The 17,843-nt window shown below is 48.6% G+C and carries 14 protein-coding genes; 6 read left to right on the top strand and 8 right to left on the bottom strand.

Annotated features, from left to right (window positions below; genetic code table 11):
- The first annotated feature begins 1 nt into the window (after position 1).
- Genes AC50X8_RS01745 through AC50X8_RS01755 form a run of 3 tightly spaced genes read left to right on the top strand, consistent with a single transcriptional unit; the run spans position 2 to position 3,338 of the window.
- The gene (locus AC50X8_RS01745; RefSeq protein WP_056029902.1) at positions 2–883 is read left to right on the top strand and encodes an ABC transporter ATP-binding protein; all 882 of its coding nucleotides are present in this window, start codon (positions 2–4) and stop codon (positions 881–883) included.
- The gene (locus tag AC50X8_RS01750) at positions 880–2,169 is read left to right on the top strand and encodes a hypothetical protein (protein WP_056029904.1); all 1,290 of its coding nucleotides are present in this window, start codon (positions 880–882) and stop codon (positions 2,167–2,169) included. The genes AC50X8_RS01745 and AC50X8_RS01750 overlap by 4 nt, the downstream gene beginning before the upstream one ends.
- A gap of 35 nt (positions 2,170–2,204) precedes the next feature.
- The gene (locus AC50X8_RS01755; RefSeq protein ID WP_494878273.1) at positions 2,205–3,338 is read left to right on the top strand and encodes a hypothetical protein; all 1,134 of its coding nucleotides are present in this window, start codon (positions 2,205–2,207) and stop codon (positions 3,336–3,338) included.
- 120 nt (positions 3,339–3,458) lie between these two features.
- Here AC50X8_RS01755 and AC50X8_RS01760 read toward each other — a convergent pair whose 3' ends face one another.
- Both AC50X8_RS01760 and AC50X8_RS01765 read right to left on the bottom strand, forming a co-directional pair.
- Positions 3,459–3,749, bottom strand: coding sequence for a hypothetical protein (locus AC50X8_RS01760; RefSeq protein ID WP_056029910.1), 291 nt, complete (start codon positions 3,747–3,749; stop codon positions 3,459–3,461).
- A gap of 143 nt (positions 3,750–3,892) precedes the next feature.
- The gene (locus AC50X8_RS01765) at positions 3,893–4,018 is read right to left on the bottom strand and encodes a hypothetical protein (protein WP_268795400.1); all 126 of its coding nucleotides are present in this window, start codon (positions 4,016–4,018) and stop codon (positions 3,893–3,895) included.
- Positions 4,019–4,794: 776 nt separating this feature from the next.
- On the opposite strand from AC50X8_RS01765, the gene AC50X8_RS01770 reads away from it, so the two are divergent.
- From AC50X8_RS01770 to AC50X8_RS01780, 3 genes are all read left to right on the top strand, one after another.
- Positions 4,795–6,195, top strand: a complete 1,401-nt coding sequence (locus AC50X8_RS01770) for a discoidin domain-containing protein (protein ID WP_494878276.1) — start codon at positions 4,795–4,797, stop codon at positions 6,193–6,195.
- A 244-nt stretch (positions 6,196–6,439) separates the two neighbouring features.
- Complete coding sequence (locus AC50X8_RS01775) at positions 6,440–7,246, top strand: alpha/beta fold hydrolase (RefSeq protein ID WP_494878278.1); 807 nt, start codon at positions 6,440–6,442, stop codon at positions 7,244–7,246.
- 170 nt (positions 7,247–7,416) lie between these two features.
- Positions 7,417–8,571: a PQQ-dependent sugar dehydrogenase gene (locus AC50X8_RS01780; RefSeq protein ID WP_494878280.1), complete on the top strand. Its 1,155-nt coding sequence runs from the start codon at positions 7,417–7,419 to the stop codon at positions 8,569–8,571.
- A 60-nt stretch (positions 8,572–8,631) separates the two neighbouring features.
- Here AC50X8_RS01780 and AC50X8_RS01785 read toward each other — a convergent pair whose 3' ends face one another.
- The 6 genes from AC50X8_RS01785 to AC50X8_RS01810 all read right to left on the bottom strand — a co-directional run bounded on the left by AC50X8_RS01785 (position 8,632) and on the right by AC50X8_RS01810 (position 17,682).
- Positions 8,632–10,326, bottom strand: a complete 1,695-nt coding sequence (locus AC50X8_RS01785) for a DUF8769 domain-containing protein (RefSeq protein ID WP_494878282.1) — start codon at positions 10,324–10,326, stop codon at positions 8,632–8,634.
- Between the two features lie 54 nt (positions 10,327–10,380).
- Entirely contained in the window at positions 10,381–11,544 is a 1,164-nt protein-coding gene (locus AC50X8_RS01790) for an MFS transporter (protein ID WP_494878284.1), read from the bottom strand.
- A gap of 11 nt (positions 11,545–11,555) precedes the next feature.
- The gene (locus AC50X8_RS01795; protein WP_056029927.1) at positions 11,556–12,431 is read right to left on the bottom strand and encodes a carbohydrate ABC transporter permease; all 876 of its coding nucleotides are present in this window, start codon (positions 12,429–12,431) and stop codon (positions 11,556–11,558) included.
- A 26-nt stretch (positions 12,432–12,457) separates the two neighbouring features.
- The gene (locus AC50X8_RS01800) at positions 12,458–13,360 is read right to left on the bottom strand and encodes an ABC transporter permease (protein WP_056029930.1); all 903 of its coding nucleotides are present in this window, start codon (positions 13,358–13,360) and stop codon (positions 12,458–12,460) included.
- 166 nt (positions 13,361–13,526) lie between these two features.
- Positions 13,527–15,125, bottom strand: coding sequence for an extracellular solute-binding protein (locus AC50X8_RS01805; protein ID WP_494878286.1), 1,599 nt, complete (start codon positions 15,123–15,125; stop codon positions 13,527–13,529).
- Between the two features lie 286 nt (positions 15,126–15,411).
- On the bottom strand, positions 15,412–17,682 hold the full coding sequence (locus AC50X8_RS01810) for a helix-turn-helix transcriptional regulator (protein WP_494878288.1): 2,271 nt from the start codon (positions 17,680–17,682) through the stop codon (positions 15,412–15,414).
- Between the last annotated feature and the right edge of the window lie 161 nt (positions 17,683–17,843).

A 17,843-nucleotide genomic window follows, 5' to 3' on the forward strand; every position in this document is an offset into this window, starting at 1 on the left:
GATGCTGACTGTACAGCAGGTTTCCAAACGCTTCGGCAGCTTTAGCGCGCTGGAGGACATTAATCTTGAATTTACAAATGGCGTATATGGGCTGCTTGCCCCAAATGGCGCTGGCAAAACAACGCTTATTAAAATGCTCGTCACGCTGCTGTTTCCAAGCGAAGGCGAAATTTTATACAACGGTGAAAATATTATAAAAGCAGATGAGCGCTATCGCGAGCAGCTCGGCTATCTTCCGCAGCAATTTGGTTATTATAAGCATTACAGCCCGCGCAAATATTTGCTGTACATCGCCGCCCTGAAAGGCATGCGCGCAGCCGACGCCAAGCCGCGAATTGCCGAGCTGCTGAAGCTCGTTGCGCTGGAGGATGTCATGGATAAAAAGATGCGCAAGTTTTCCGGCGGCATGATCCAGCGTGTCGGCATTGCGCAGGCGATGCTGAATGATCCGCGCATTCTCATCCTTGACGAGCCAACCGCAGGGCTTGATCCGAAGGAACGCGTTCGCTTTCGCAATATGCTGGCGCAGCTTGCCCGCAATCGCATCGTCATTTTATCAACCCATATCGTCTCTGATGTGGAATCGATTGCCGATGAAATTATTATGATCAAGGACAAGCGGGTGCTGCACAAACGCCCCATCGCGGACATTTGCCGCCTGCTTGAGGGAATGGTATACGAAACGACCGTCGATTATGAGGAAGCTGATCACTTTCGGGGCAAGCATTTGTCCATCTCGGAGCGGCAGGAGCAAGGAAGGCTAAAATTCCGTTTTATTGGCCGAGGCGAGCCGCAGCCGGATTGGACGATAGCTATTCCTAATTTGGAGGATGTGTTCATTTATATTTACCAGGATGAGGCGCAGGCGGATGAAACGCCATGAGGGGGATTATCTGGCGCTATGAGCTGAGAAAAGCGCTGCTGTCTCCGGTTATTTTAGCACTGCTCGCCCTCTTCCTCGCGTTCAATCTGCTGTACATTATGCAGCAGTCGTATAAGCGCCAGGATATGGCGGTACTGAACACAATGGCTGGACAATTCGGTCTGCGAATTAACGATCAGATGCTGGCTGAGATTGAGCAATATAATCAGCAGCAGTTGGCGGAAATGAACGCGCTGACGAAAGAACGTGCAGGGAAAGTATATGCGCAGGCGGATGATTTTTTCACTTATGATAATTTGGGTGAAGTTGTTTATCAGCAACCGGGCCTATTTCTGGAATCTGAAATCGCCAGCTTTCATCGGCTGAGCATTTTGCAGCATTATGCTGCGAGAATGCAGAGTATCGATGAAGTCTATGCCAAGCTGGATACGAGCCAAATGGCTGAAGGACAAATCCAATTGTACGGCCTTAGCGGGCAAGCTGCAACGGCCTTGAAAGAGCGTTATGCCGGGCTGGACACACGGCTTCAGCAGCTTGAGGCAAGCGGAGAATATAAGCATTTATTTTTCGATGGCAAGCTGTATGGAACGCACTCGATGCTGTTTAAAAGCCTGCTCAGGATGCTGCTGTTCGAGCTAATGATTTTAGCTGTGCTCCTTTCTGTCTTTTTAAGCAAAAATGAATTTGAACAGCATACGCATTTATTGTTTTATTCAGCCAAGCATGGGCGAAAGCTGCAAACGGACAAGCTGCTTGCCGCGCTTGCTGCTACCGCTGCACTGACAACTATACTGGCTGGCATTACCCTTTCCGCCTACTTTCTCACATTTAGCTACAAGGGACTGTGGCAGGTGCCGATCAGCAGCTTTTTCACCTGGGAGCCAGGCATGGCCTTTCCATTCCTCACTTGGCACGTTCTATCGTTCGGCAAGTATTTGGGCTGTGCTGTAGTACTTATGTACGGGCTTCAGCTGATTTTCGCTGCCTTGGCCTTTGTACTCGGCTTTTTTATCCGCAGCAGCTACCTTGTATATGGCAGTTTTGCCGTGCTGTTTGGCAGCCTGCTGCTGCTAGGAAGAGTCATACCGTTGAGCTCGGAGCTGCTATTTTATTCCGGTTTTACTCCCTTTCAACTCATACTTAATCCGCATATATGGTTCACTGCAGGCGGGGCGTTCAATATGATCCGGGATTGGGAATGGATAACCGCAGGCGGCTGGGCCATTGTGCTGGCTGCTCTCTGTTACGTGTGTCTAAAGCAATTTAAACGCCAAAATATTCATTAATCGGAGGTGCAGCTGTGGGGATCGTCCTTCACGAAATGAAAAAGCTTTTTAGCCTGAAAATGATCGTTTTAGTCGCTGTACTGAACGTCCTTTTTTATTTGATGTTCATCCAGTTTTATTTTGAATATTTTCCGAATGGCAGGCCCGATAAAGATGCGTATAAGGTTGTCATCGAGATGCAGCAGCAATATGGGCTGGAGCTTGATGAAGCGGAATTCGAACAGTTCAAGCTGAGCTATCACGAAAGGGTTCAGGAAGCTGAGCAGCTTATGCATGATGACCCGCAGTTTAAGAAGGCCGGCATTTCTACTTATGAGGCTTTTCGTGCAATGGATGTGTTCAGCGACAATAAGGAATGGAATGAATTAGACCGCTACGCGATGTTCAACCCCGGCATTGATTTGTTCTGGGAGCTGCAAGGCAGAGAGTATTTAATCGAGCAATATGAACGCAGGCTGGAGCGGCCTTATGCAAATCTTTCAAATGAGGATGCGGCGGCCCTGCAGCGAATGGATGAAATGGTGGCGTCTGGCACGCTGAATACGATTTTTCCATCGATGATTTATGATAATTTTAAAAATGTGATGTTTTATGTGTATGCCATAAGCATAATCAGCATTTTGCTAATCGTATCGCCGATTTTTTTGCGCGACAGGCGCAACCGGGTCGTTCATCTCCAGCACGCCTCGCGTATCGGGCGCAGCCTGTTCCGCAGCAAGCTGATTGCTGCACTGCTGTCTGCTGTACTCATTATTTCTATACAGCTCGGCTGCATCTTTCTATTGTACAGTCAGCAGCCGGGCATTGAATTATTTTACGAAGCACCCATCAACTCTGCCTTTAATTTTCCCTACTTCTGGTATGATCTTACGTTTGCCCAGTTTATCATGCTGACGGTTGCCGTCCTTTATGTGCTTGGCTTGATTACCGCTCTGGCGGCAGCTTTCTTCTCCAGCATCTCTGCGAATTATATGGCGCTCGTTGCGCTGCAAATTCCTTATATTTATCTCATTACACAGCCGCTTTCCCGTGTGCTGATTGAGGAACTCATTATGTTGTACAAACCGAAGTACGCACAGCCTCTCGCATACGGGTTGTTTATCGCGATCGTCGCTAGTTCGCTTGCATACAGGTGGCATCGGGAACGAAAAGGAGATTTGCTTCTATAAAACTTGCTTTGCCATCAAGCATCAGCCTACCCACAGGCCTCGCTTGATGGCTTCGGCTGTTTAAGCAGCCGGTCCTAGACTGCCGATGTTTGCTCAATAAATAGATGTACATGATAAAGCTTATTTTCCACTGTTCTTTAGGTTGCCAAAGGAGATTTTCCGAGGCAAATCTTTACCTTCTAGCCGTTCATACGCATCAAGTATATCTGGGACATTTTCTATTGTGAGAATTAGACCTTTTAATGTATTACTAATTATCTCTAGTTCATCTTCATTATAAATAGACAAACCACTTTTTGAAAATTGAATTGGCTCGCCCAAATGTCTTGTTAGCCCCGTTATGATCTGTTTTTGTTCTTTCTCCGCTAACTTTCCAAATTGAGATATGATGATTTCAATAGATTCACTCACAAAATATCTCCTCCCTTCACATATCGTAACACGATTTCAACAATTGGGCACATGACCCAGTATCATTAGGCTAATGTGTATCATACATTGCCATATAAGTTTTCAAAATGTTTTGAACAAAGAAACGTAAAAGGAGTTATTCATCATGTGGTCTTATTCTCCTGATTGTTATTATCGCGCATTTGGACCGTTTGGAATTCCAGGCCCTTCAATGCCACCACCAATTGCTCCCCCTTTTTTCCCTCAACCTGGGATGCAGCCATTCCCAAGCACGCAGCCTCCCGTTCAAACACCTACTCAAGGAGGCCCTCCTGCTTTCGCTCCTCCTTCTACCATTCCACCCAGACCACCACAATTGCCACAAGGAGTGTCAGCTTTAATTGATCCAGGTGCAATCGTAAGTTGTCGAAATAAATTTACCTATATATGGCAAAGTAACGGCGCTTCCTACTGGATGTTTATTACTTTTGTTGGCCCAAATTCAATAGCTGGTTGGCGCTGGGTCGGGCCAGGAATTGGTTGGGTAAATTTTGGGCTTGATCTTAGATTTGTGGACTCGAGTGTCTGCGTCCCTTAATTTCATGATTTTTCACTAAGACGATTGTGGACTAAGATTCAAGGGGATGCAGCCAACTATTTGACTGATTTGATTTATTTTATTCGCAAGGCACTTGGCATTAGAGAAGCTTAAACGGCCTACACCCTCAGTAGATAAAAAAAGACGTTCCCTCCAATTCATGAAAGCTGAATGGGGAACGTCTTTTTTTTGCCTTTCTATTTATTTTTAGTCCAATCGGCCAGCGCCGCGTTTCCCTCTCCACAACGTTATTTTTCGCTCGGCGGCTGCATGATTCGACAGTTATCCACAAATTTCAGCAACAATTTACAAAATAATACTTTCCTATTTTTTTCATCTATTGTAAAATGATAGACGAATTGATAGTTTGCTAGATGTATCCAAAAATTCAAAATCAAAGTACATGTGGGGATGAGGGTCAGCTAGCCGTTTTAAAAAAATCCAATCTCAGAAAATGGAGGAACACAAATGTTAAAGAAAACCAGCCTCACCTTGACTTCATTCTTGCTCTCGGGCTCCCTGCTTGCAAGCAGCCTTACCGTTGCGTCGGCAGCTCCGGCGGTGCCAACGATTACTCCAGCAGTCGCTTATCAGGCTTCAGCCGCCGCGGTCAGCAGCATTACGCTTGCAGACATGCCTGCGAACCTGAAAAACTCCATTGAGTGGGTATGGACTAATCGCATGGTAACGGAAGGCTCGACGGTTCGCAAAAACTTGATTTTTGATCAAATCGTTGCTGGAAAAGGCACTTTAAATTACGTCGTGCGCTGGCAATCGGGCAAAAACTTGACGCTTCAGCAGCGCAAGGATCTTGCCGCCATGCTGCAGCGCCAAATGAATAACTGGACGAAGCATTTGAAAGATTATGACGGCTGGCCTTACGGAGACATTCAAGTGAAAATCGTGGGCTGGGCCGTAGCCAACTCCGCGCAAATTTTAGACAAGCAAGCAGATGAAATCATCTATACAGACTATATAACTGACCAACTGAGCACCTCTAATCCCGCTATCCCATCGAAGCTGCCTGTAGCGCCGAGCGCTTTGTCGCGCTTTGACCATTTTACGAACCCCAACTATGTTTATCCGGGCGGACTCGACAAGCGCTTTGACATGTATTTGTGGGCAACATCAGGCTTTGGCGGCGGAGCAGGCGGCGATTGGGGCCAGCGCATGTCCGACGATTACATTTTGAGCACCGTCAATTCCAATGAAATTCAAATTACAGAGCATGAAATTGGCCATGGCTTTGGTTTGCCAGACTTTTATGAGGCGAACGAGCGTCCTCCGGGCGGCTTCCCAGTGCCTACCATTATGTGGGCAGGAAATTCCCCAACGATTACGAACTGGGACATCTGGATGCTGCGTTATACATGGAGCCAAGTGAAGAAGGATGCTACTCGATTCCCGGGCATAACTGATAATGGGAATACGAATTTGAGCAACATTGCGCTTAACGCTTCCGTTACGTCCTCTTATGTATCCCCTTGGGAAAGCATTAGCGCACTCAATGACGGCTTTGATCCGATTCATTCCAACGACCGCAATCATGCGGTTTATGGAAACTGGCCGGAAACCGGTACGCAATGGGTTCAATATACGTTTGATAAGAGCTACACCGTTACACAAACGGATGTGTACTGGTTCAAGGACAATGGCGGTATCGATGTGCCGAGCTCGTATAAAATCAAATATTGGAACGGCAGCGCTTGGGTAGATGTCCAAAACGCCGTCGGTCTCGGAACGAGCATTAACCAATACAACACAACAACATTCAATCCTGTCGCAACGACATCGCTGAGAATCGAAATGGTGTCGAAAAACCCGGCATCCACTGGCATTTTGGAGTGGAAGGTTAAAGCATCCAGCTAGCATTGGAGCCTGGAAGTTTAGCGAACAATAAGCTAGGCTGCGCGTAAAGCAAAGCAGCAAAAGCATAAAAGGAACGTCAAAGGAGACTATCCCCTTTCGGCGTTCTTTTTTTACCAATTACAATTAGTAGAAGCATAGACAGTCGCCGAGCAAGTCTATCCCCTATTCATCATCCATGCTTATGGCATGACGGCCCGCCAGCTCGAATATAATGATAAGCATCCTAATGTGGAGGCCTATTCCTATGAACGAGCTTCTAGCAACTGCTCAGCACCTGTCGTATCGCAATAGCAGCATAGCTTATCAATTCATGCCTAACCCCGGAAAACAAACGCTATTGTTTCTCCACCCGGCGTTCGCAGATCATCGGGTATTTCGCAAGCAGACGAGCTATTTCAAGAGCAGCTATCAGGTGATAGCCCTTGATATGCCAGGGCATGGCCGCAGCCAAGTTCAAGGCACCAAAGTGACGTTAAAAGATATGCCGCACATTGTGGCCGCGGTTTTAGATAAGCACAACATTGCCGCCTGCCATGTGGTCGGCGTTTCCCTTGGCTCGCTCGCAGCTCAAGCTTTCGCTGAACGTTTTAACGAGCGGGTGCTATCCGTTACGATTGTCGGAGGTTATTCCATTCATCGCGAAAATGCGGAAATTTGGAAGGAACAGAAGCGCGAGGGACTGCGGTGGCTGTTTTATTTTTTATTTTCCATGGGGCGGTTTCGCCGTTATGTGACTACCATTTCCTGCGCCAGCAGCTATGGCCGGGATGTATTTGCCCGAGGCGCGAAGCTGTTTAATCGGCGCTCTTTTGCAGCCATGTCGGGGCTTGGCGATTTTTTCACAAAAAAAGATACGCCCGTCCCCTACCAAATGCTGCTCGTATACGGAGATCAAGATTTGAAGGTGCTTGTGGATCACGCGCACAGCTGGCACAAGGCAGAAACGCTGTCGCAGCTTGTGCTGCTGCCCGGTGCCGGCCACTGCGCCCAGCTCGACGCGCCGGAGTCGTTTAATTGCATATTGGAGCGTTTCATCATGTCTGTATCCTGACGGGCATGTTATTCCTTCTGCCAAAGAAACGGGTGCTGGAGCCAGCGCCTGTTTTGGCTTGCTTTCGACGTATCGCTTGGCTGAAGCTTTCCCTATTCATTTTTCTGTTTCGGCGAAGCGCCCGAAGCGTAATAATAGGTGATAGAAGAACAAGAAGGAGAGGATGAATCTTGAAATGGACACGAGTATCAGCTGTACTTATATTGAGCCTATGGTTAGGGGTTTTGGCCGCTTGTGGACAAAATGAAGATCCGGCGGCAGCTAAGCGCTCCGCTGAGGCATCGCCAGCATCAACATCGGATACAGCTGTGCCAGTTGCATCCGATGCAACGGAACCATCGACCGAATCGACTGAACCCTATGAGGTTGTCGCAGAAAAACTGCGAGCTCCTTGGGTCATTGCGTTTGCCGGTGACATTATATACGTTAGTGAGCGGGAAGGCCATATTGTCCGAATCGAGGGCGATCAATCGACGAGGCAAAACGTTAACCTGTCTAAATCGGTTCATGGCGGCGGCGAGGGCGGATTTCTGGGCTTTTTGCTGGCGCCGGATTTTGAACAGTCGCAGCAGGCGTATGCTTACCACACGTATGAGGAAAATGGCGAAATGCTCAACCGCGTCGTGCAGCTGAAGTATACCGGCGAGAGCTGGGATGAGATACGTGTTATGCTGGAGGGAATACCCGGTGCTTTTAATCATGATGGCGGCAGAATGGCCTATGGACCGGACAAGCTGCTGTATATGACAACAGGAGATGCCCAGCAGCCTGAGCTATCACAGGATAAAGACAGTCTGGCAGGCAAAATATTGCGCATGACGCTCGATGGCGAGGTACCAGCAGACAATCCATTCCCGGATTCGTACGTTTATTCCTATGGGCACCGCAATCCACAGGGACTGGCCTGGACAGATACAGGTGTCATGCTTGTGACGGAGCATGGTCCATCGGACTCGCCTGGCGGTCATGATGAGATTAACGTTATCGAGCCTGGCGGCAACTATGGCTGGCCCACCGTATATGGCGATCAAACTGGCAGTGGGATGAACTCGCCCGTCTATCATACTGGCGAGCCGGCTATCGCGCCTTCCGGTGCAGCCATTGACGATCAGAATCGGATGCTGATCGCTACGCTAGTGGGCAGTGCCTTGTATCGCTATGACCCTGCAACAAAGGAAATGTCGGTCGTGTTTGATGGAGAAGGGCGGCTGCGCGATGTGAAAATAAAGGATGGCCGTGTATATGTCATCACTAATAACACCGATGGCAGAGGAAACCCGGCAGAGACGGATGATCGGCTGCTGATCGTGAACGAGTTGAAGTAAAACATGCCGCCGCTTGAACGAAGCAGTGCCCCCATTTCTAACGGAAACGGGGGCACTGTGCTAAACCTTCCCCTGCACTCTGCTGAGCAAAAATTTCATTGTATTGGGGGCGGCAGGTGTCTCTAATGATTTTTTCGCTTGTACCAAATAAATGATTTCCAGACGATTGTCAAAAGCTTGCACAACAGGAGCTGGAGCCTCCGCCTCAACTTCAAGCGTCAGCCCTGGCAGCGTCCAGCGATTGGCCGCAATGCCGCGCGCGTCCACCCCTTGCCCCGTAATTTCAAAATAAAATTCAATATCGACGGCGGCGCCGCACTGAACCTCTACCTCAAGCTCGCGTTCATTCACTGCCGCTTCATAATAGACACCTCGCAGATGGGTGTTCCAATGCTTGCCGACTTCGCGCCGAATGAGACGGAGATCGTATTTATGTCCATCCGCCGTTTTCCAATGAATCGTGGCGGGGTGAAGCTGGCCGTTCGTGTTTTTGCTGCCTGACATGGCACCCATCATCAGCTCTTTCTCGATCCAAGCCCGCGCTGTACATAAATTTGTATTTGCACCCGGCTGATCCCGCTCACACAGCTCCCGGAACGACTGCTCCACAAGCCGGTCGCCCTGATGCTCGGCAAGCTGCGGAAGCAACTCCTCCGGTACATCTACACCGACAAGCGCGATCATAATATCATGCTCCGTCTCACAGTTTATTGCGGTAAAATGCTCATAGCCTTTGCCGAGCGCCAAATACAGCATGACACCCAGCGAGCTGTGGGCGGTCATTTCCATTTCATAGGCACGGGCAAACGGCCCGGAAAGATTTTCGATATACGGATTATAAAAATCGGCGATGTTGGCCCAAAGCCCCTTCTCCATCGCATGCCCAAGCTGCTTAAAGGCAGCCGTCTTTCCGTATTGCCGCCATAAACCAAGCACCGTCAAATCGACGCCATAATAGGTTGTCGTATTGAATTCGGATAAGGAGCCAAACTCCGCATAACGGGCGTGAAGCTTCTCCGCCTCGCGGTCGGCATGCTCCAGCCAATCGCTGCGATGCAGGCGCGTGCCATAATAATGAGTAATAAACGTATGCATCAGCTCAATATTGGAATTCATCGGAACGACATCCGACAAGCGGCGTTCTATGGAGCCGGTAACCGCCTTGATCATCGATTGCTCCATACGTCCGAGCAGCTGCTGCGGCAGCTTGCCTGCAAAATGCTCCAAAATGACAGCAAAAATGCAGCTAATGAACTCGCGCCAATTCGGATCGTAGCTTTTCCAAACTGGAGGCAGCACTTCATCTACCGCCGTCACAAGCCGGTCAGCCCATTCCTTTTTCACTTGCTCGCCTTCTATTCCGCTGACCAAACGCTCGGTTATTTTTTCAACGGTTTGCGCTAGAAAATAAGCATGGCCCTGCCCTAAGCTTTTCCAAGGGTAGTTGCCCGCTGGCGGGTCGACTGACTCAAGTGTGCTCTTAAAGGTGCCATGGTAAATTTCATCTGGCGCATCGAATTGCAAATCAATAATTTTATGGAGCACCTCGCAAGCCCGCTCTATGTCGCCCGGCTCGCTGCGCAGCAGCAGTCCGAGTGCGTAATGTCCACTGCCCCTCGTGCCGTGCTTGCCATGCTCCTCGCTGTCGCCAATCAGCTTCGCCTTCTCATCATACTTTGCATCCATATAAGCCAGCGCTTGATCGACTAAATAACGGCGCTCCTCCGACAACTGGCTCCATTCTTTCCATGCCATGCCCTTTCTCCCCCTAGAAGTTCCGCCATTATCCGCCCGGTTTTCATCCCTAAATTAATGCCCTTGCAAAGAACGGCTTCTTTTATTAACGCCATGTAACAGCAACAAGCCCATTATAGCACTGACCGTGCATGCCAGATACATCAATTGTGCGCCACCCGCATTGTACAAAAAGCCATTAAGCAGGTTGCCAATAATGCCGCCCAGACCGACAAAAACCATATTAAATACACTTTGCCCGGTCGCCTGCATGTCCTTGCCCGATACGTTTGCTACATACTCGACCGCTGCGACATAAAAGAGTCCGAACGACAAGCCATGCATCGCTTGGATACCTATCATGACAGGCGGGTACGGAAACAGCCATTGCACAGCCCAGCGCAGCGCATAGGCGAAAGCGGCAATGACGAGCGTCCGTTCCCTGCCGAGCTTGGCAATAATTTTAGCGGCCAGCAGCATGGAGGGCACATTAGTCATCGAAGCGAGCAGCAGCGCAAAGCCGACCATGGAGAAGCTTCCCCCTGCCTCCTGAAAGGACAGCACAAAAAAGGAATTGTAGGCGGTCAGCGTCTGATTGACAAAAAAGCAGGCTACAAGAAACCATAGAAAATTGCGGTTGCCGAGCATTTTTTTGAACCCTTCGGTTAAGCTCACCGTCGTTCGGTAGCTATCCGATTTATTCGACAGCGTCAGCACCATTGCCACTCCAGCCGCACTGAATATAAAAAACGGCAGCCACAGCTGGCTAATGTGAAAATAAGATAAGTACAAGCCGCCGGCATAACCGCCAAGCGCCGTGCCTAAACTCCCCAGGCTGCGAATCGTCCCATAGGAGGTGCGCCCTTCGCGGGCAGCGGTAACGGCATAGGAATCGGCGATTGGGCTTTGCGTCACGCTGAAAATAATCGACGTTGTGTACACGATGACAAGCAGCGCGAATATGTGGACATTGTAAAAGTAAGCAAGTACAGCAGGCATGCCGATGCTGCATACAAGCACTAGCTTCGTCTGGCGGTAACGGTCCACCATGTAGCCCCAGAATGGTTGAACGATGATAGACAGCAGCGTGCCCAGCGACATCATCATGCCTACCTGACCCGCCGACATGCCTTGATGAACGAGCAGCGTCGTTAAATAAGGGTTGAACAAACCGCCAGCAAGCCCTGTAAACAAGTACAAGGCTCGCAGCTTTAGCAGCATTTTTTTCGCGTCATTCATGATGAGGTTGATTATCCTTTCACTGCTCCAAGCATTACGCCACTGACAAAATAACGCTGAAGCCATGGGTATACGAGCAAAATCGGAACAGTAGCAAAAATAACACTCGCTGATTTCAAGCTTTCCGGCGTAATCTTCGGCCCGCCGCTGTTGCCTTCAAGGCTGGACAGCTCGGACACCATATTGTTCTGAATCATTTGATACAGCTTGAGCTGAATCGGATACAGCTCCGGCTTGGAAATGTACATGAGCGTATCCTGAAAGCCATTCCAGCGCCCAACGGCGTAAAAGAGGCACAGCGTCGCCATAACGGGCAGGGAAAGCGGCAATATGATGCGCATCAGCGTTCCAAAATGCGAGCTGCCGTCGATTTCAGCCGCTTCCTCCAAGCTTTGCGGAATGCCATTAAAGAAAGAAATCAGAATAATCAGATAAAATGGGCTAATCAGACCCGGCAGCACGAGCGCCCACACCGTATTGAGCAAATTCAGGTCACGCACGAGGATATATTCCGGAATGATGCCGCCTGTGAAAAACATCGTGATGACGATTAAAATCATGAACAGCTTGCGTCCTTTAAGCTGCGATTTCGTTAACGGATAGGCGGCAACAATCGTCATTGCCATACATAGCGCAGCGCACAGCGCCGTAAGAAATACAGTAAACCCTAACGACCGAATCATCGTCATATCCGAAAAAACCTTGCCATACGCATCCCAGTTGAACCCGACGGGGAAAAGGGTTACCTTGCCCGACGTAATCGCTAAGTTGGAGCTGAGCGATACCGCAATAATATGCAGAAACGGCAATATACAAACTACAACTGCTAAGGCAAGCAAAACAATATTTACCGTATCGAATACGCGGTTTGCCGTACGTTCATTCATGGAGCCTCCGCACCTTTCTGCAAGAGCTATAATATGCTCTCATCTGTTAGTTTTTTAGATGCATAATTGGCGCCAAGGACGAAGATGAGTCCCACTACCGCCTGGAATAAACCGACGACGGTCGCCAGCGTATATTCGCCAGACTGGATACCGACGCGGTAAACGAAGGTGCTGAGCACATCCGAATATTCGCGAACGGCCAAATTGCCTATAATATACGGCCGTTCAAAGCCTATCGTAATCATATTGCCTAGATTGATAATGAGCAGCGTGACGATTGTCGTTTTGAGGCCCGGAAGGGTAATATGCCAAATCCGTTTGAAGCGCCCTGCTCCATCAACCTCCGCCGCCTCAAACAGCTCGCGGTTAATGCCCGTCAAAGCGGCTAAATATAAAATCGTGCCCCAGCCTGCGCTTTGCCACACGCCAGTTGCCAAATACGTCACAAGCCAATCCTTTTTATCCGTCAGAAACGGAATCGCATCAAAGCCAAGCGAGCTTAATAAATTGTTAATCATGCCGGATTGCGTGCCAAATACTTGATAAACAATGCCGCCTATAATGACCCATGAGATGAAATGGGGAATATACAAAATCGTTTGCGATATTTTTTTGAACCAAACCCATTTTGCTTCATATAGCATGATTGCTAAAATTAATGGAGCCGGGAAGGAGACGATTAAATCCAAAATATTCAGCATTAACGTATTGCGAAGCGTCAAATAAAAATCCTTCATTTTGAAAACTTCTACAAAAGCATCAAATCCAATCCATTCACTGCCCGAAATGCCTTGAAACAGGTTGAAATCCTTGAATGCGATTTGCACGCCCCACATCGGTCCATATTTGAACACTAGAAAATAAAGGAGCGGAAGTGAAATCAGCGCGTAAAGCTGCCAATACCTGCGAAAATAAATGTTTGTGCTCAATGTTGTTCGCCCCTTCTTTCTTTCATTTACAGTTGGCGCAGAGGGAGCCCCGCCTATATCGGTTCAGTTCGGCTCCCCACTGTCCTCCTGTCTTTTACTTGCTTGCTAGTTTGCTAACTAGCTAGTAGCTTGCCTGCCTAGCCTATCAACTCAAACGTACGCTGCTTTACTTCGCTTCTGTGTAAGCTTTCGTACGCTCGTCCATCACTTCCTTGCCGCCACGGGACATATAATCTTCCAATGCCGTATCAAAGGTGCTGTCGAATTTATCTGGAGAAGCCATCGTTGTTTTTACGATCAATTCATCAAGCTTGCTTTCAAGCGAAGTGCCGTATTTCGTTTTGCTCTCAATCGGGCGGGCAAATTTGACCGGCGCGATCGTATCCGTATCGGCAAATTCCATCGATTGGCGGACGCCTTCTTGATATTTCGTTGGCATCCCGTAAATAAAGGCTTCTTTATTTTTCTCGTCATCGCCTGCGATTCTGCCATTAGCTACGATGACGATATCGCCGAGGTTATAAATTCGGTCTTTCGCTTCCTGCGACGCATTTTCAAGCACCACTGGAATGCCATCCTTCAGCTCGTAGTTTTCGCCTACAACGCCGTTTTGCATATTGATTAGAACATTGGTCGAAGACATCCAATCCAAATATTTAACCGCTTCAGCAGCATGCTTGCTTGACTTAGGAATCATGATGTACAGGCCATTGGAAGCATATTCCGGCTTTGCATGCAGTCCTTCCGCATTCGTATACGGATCAATTGGAGCGAGAACTGCTTTCGGGTTGTTCGCCTGCAGGTTCTCATACGCCGCATCGTTATAATAAATGTTGTCGTAGTCATCGCTGAACATGCCGATTTTGCCGCTTTGAATATCCTGTGTGAGCTGCTTCTTATCTTGATCCAGCCCAAAATCCTTGCTCATCAGCCCTTCGTTATACAGCTTGTTCATAAAGCGCAAGCCTTCCTTGAAGCCTGGGAGCACCGGCAAATAATCGCGGTTAGCGAGCTGCTCATCCGTTGTCAGGCTGTTTTGCGGCTGTACGAATGACCACAGCAATGGCTCCAACTGCCCAGGCTCAATGGTCATGCCGAGCGGAATGACGCTGCCTCCCGTTTGGCCCGGGTCCTTCTCTTTAAACGCTTTAAGCGTTTCGTAAAGCTCGTCTGTCGTCGCCGGCATCGGCATGCCCAGCGCATCCAGCCAATCTTGGCGAATCCATGAGGAATATCTAGCCGTTATCGTTCTTTTGCCCGGAATGGCAAATTGTTTGCCTTCTACTTGTCCATACTCCAGCGTATCGTCGCCTAGAAACGTCTTAAGGTTTTGTCCATGCTCATTTAATAAGTCCGTCAAATCAGTGAGACCGCCTTGCTCGGCATACCGTTCGAATGTCGCTTGATCATACGTAAATACGATATCCGGCACATCATCGCCGCTTGCCATCAGCACATTCAGCTTGGCAATTTCCTCTGAACGGGGAATCGGCACGAATTGAACATCAATGTTGCTCGTTTTGCTGAAGTTGTCCTTCACGTAACGAGTTAAGTAGCTGTCTGTAATCGTATAGCCCTGCGGCGTATTGCCGCGGTCAAAAATTTCTACTTTTAATGAAGAAGCTGCGCCGCCGCCTGTATTTGAGCTTGCGCTTGCGCCAGATGATTCACCGCCTCCGTTCGAACAGCCCGTAACCAATACAGTTAATGCGAACGTACCCGCCATCCATTTTCTGACCGCCATTTTACTTTTGCTACGCTTCATTTGTTCACAGCCCCTTTTTGTTTGGTTTGCCCCGCCTGTAGAGGTTAGATTTCCTAACCTCTCGTTGACGATGCCGCTTGTGGAGATGAGCCAAGTATGACATTATGACAGGAAATCTGACAATAAACAGAATTCCACCTCAAAAAATAGGTGGAAAATCGTCGCAAGCCCCGTATTTCCGCTGATGTGACGCTATTCCTGTAAACATACCTTTTTCCGATTCGCTTGAATTGGCCATCAAAAAAGGCCCCCGAATTTGTTCGGGAGCCATCCTAGCAGCTAATGCTTATTCATTCACTTGTTCTGGCTTCATTTCGTATTTTCTATAGTCTCCCGGCGTCACACCGACTATTCTTTTAAACACACGGCCGAAGGTAACGGCATTCGCGTAGCCGACCTGCAAGGCGATTTGCTGGATCACCTCATCGGTTTGGCTCAGCAAATTTTGGGCATGCACAATGCGCAGCTGCGCCAAAAAATCAACGAATTTTGTATGAAACTCTTCCTTGAACAAATGGCTCGCATATTTCGCCGACACTTGAAACCGATCGCTCAATATGGTGAGGGACAGATCGGGATTCGTGTAATGCTCTTCAATGTAAGCTTTCATCTCACTAATCATCGCCCGATAGCTTTTATTTTCATTAGTCGACACATATACTCGGTAAACCTCATTCATCATTTCCAGCAGCAAAGCTTCCATCTCGGGCAGCCGTTTCGTTTTATCCAGCTCTGCCCGCCACAGCTGCGCCTGCTGTCCGACGAAATAATCTTTCAGATTGTCAGAGAGGTCCATCAGCTCTCTGCCCAGCATTTGGCGCAGCCAATGGATGAGCATGCGAATGTCATGATCCGCAAGCAGCTCAGAGCCGACCATTTGAAACAGCGTATGCACCTGCTCCCGCCATTCCTGATTGGTCAAGCGAAACATTTTCACAATGCCAGCCATGATCGGGAAATATTTATAAGACTCCATATGCGGCTGCAGCGGCACATCCGAGCCAAACACCATTTCATTTTCACCCAGTGACAATACATATTGCAGCGCCGATCCGGCGGATTGGTAGGATTCCTTTAAGCTTAAGCTGCTGTCCAAATTCGCCACAATGCCGATGCCGAACTTCATCGTCAGCTCGAATTGGCTCGCGGCCCACTGGTGAGAGCTCCTGACGGCTAATCGCAGCCTGTCTTTGAAAGCTTCATCATCATCTTCTGCTTCCTCTGCGGCACCACTTGTAAAAATAATGCCCAGCTGGCTGCTGCTTATCCATTCCGCCCAGCTGTCCAGCTCCCTTTCCCGTGCCAGCTCCTGAAAAAGGTTCATGAGCGTCAAACGGAACGTTTGCTGATCCTGATGGGAGAAATCGCCGTATGAGGCATCAAAATCATGCATTTCCGCAATGACGACTGCAGCATGCACCGCATGCTCCGACGCTTGCAGCACGGCTAAGGAGCGGCATTTTTCAACCCTATCCCCTTGAGCATTGCCTTCGATTAAATCGATAAAAAACTGCCGCCTGCGTATAAGCAGATTCTCATGATGCTGCATCTCATAATCTGCGGTCTGCTGAATAAGCTGCTCCAGCGCGTGGTCAATTAACGCCAGCTCGTCCCTGGTCGTGACATCTGCGGAGCGCGCGGGAAGCGCCTGAATACGGCTCATCATCACCTGAATGGGCTTATAGTTTTTGCGCGTAATATAAATGATATAGAGGACGGCTAGCAATAAGGTAGCCAGGCCAATAATAATCCATACATAAGAAATGACGGATACCCATGCAAACAGCTGCCCCGCGCGCAAGCCGCTGCTGAACGTCCAGCCCAGCTTTGGAGATACTAGCGTCGTTAACACCGTACCCTTCTCGTCGATACTTCCCGTTCCTAAATTGCCTTTCGGAAAAATAGTTTGGCCCTGCTTGCCCGTCACATGAAAAAAGGAAACGTTGCTGCGCGTCATATCATCAATCATCCGGCCTATCGGATAAGCACCCAAATTAATGACCAAAACCCCCTCCTCGCCGAACGGAAGCGGCAATCGCTTATGCATGCTGATTACTTCCTCCGGCTTGTCGGATTCCAGCAGCTTAAAGGAGCGAATTTGCGACCAGCCCTGAAAAGCTGGTTCATCCAGCGCCTGCTCCAAATAAGCGCGATCAGCAAACACCTCTTGCGTCGTAAACCCATATTTACTAACGATTCGCTGATCGGACAGACGGTATATATACATGGAATCCAGCAGCTCATTGTTGCTTTCCATGACCCATAGCTTTTTGGCGAGCTCTATAAATTCAGGACTGCCCTTCTCCACATCGCCCGCAAGAAATTGTCCGTAAATCGGATCATTTTCCATTTGGCGCAAAATTTCCATCTCTACTTGATTGAGCGCTCTGTCCAGACTATCGACGACATAGGAAGTGGAAATGCGGCCCGCCTTCTCGGTTTCATTCCGTGAAATCTCATTCACAATAAGGAAGGAGAGAAAAATGACGATAGATATCGTTAAAATAAAAATCGGAAAATACGAAAATAGCAATCTGCGATACCAATTTTTTGACATATGCCTCACTCCAAATCTGACAGCATCGAAATTGCCATGCGATTATTCCATACAAACGCCCTGTTAATGACAGCTTTTCTAACATTGTATCAGATATATCAAGAAAACAAAGCTTAATTCAAAAAAAGATGGCAGGAAAACCCTTACATTTGCAATGTAAG

It is taken from the genome of Paenibacillus sp. JT22N15 (genome assembly GCF_059383755.1).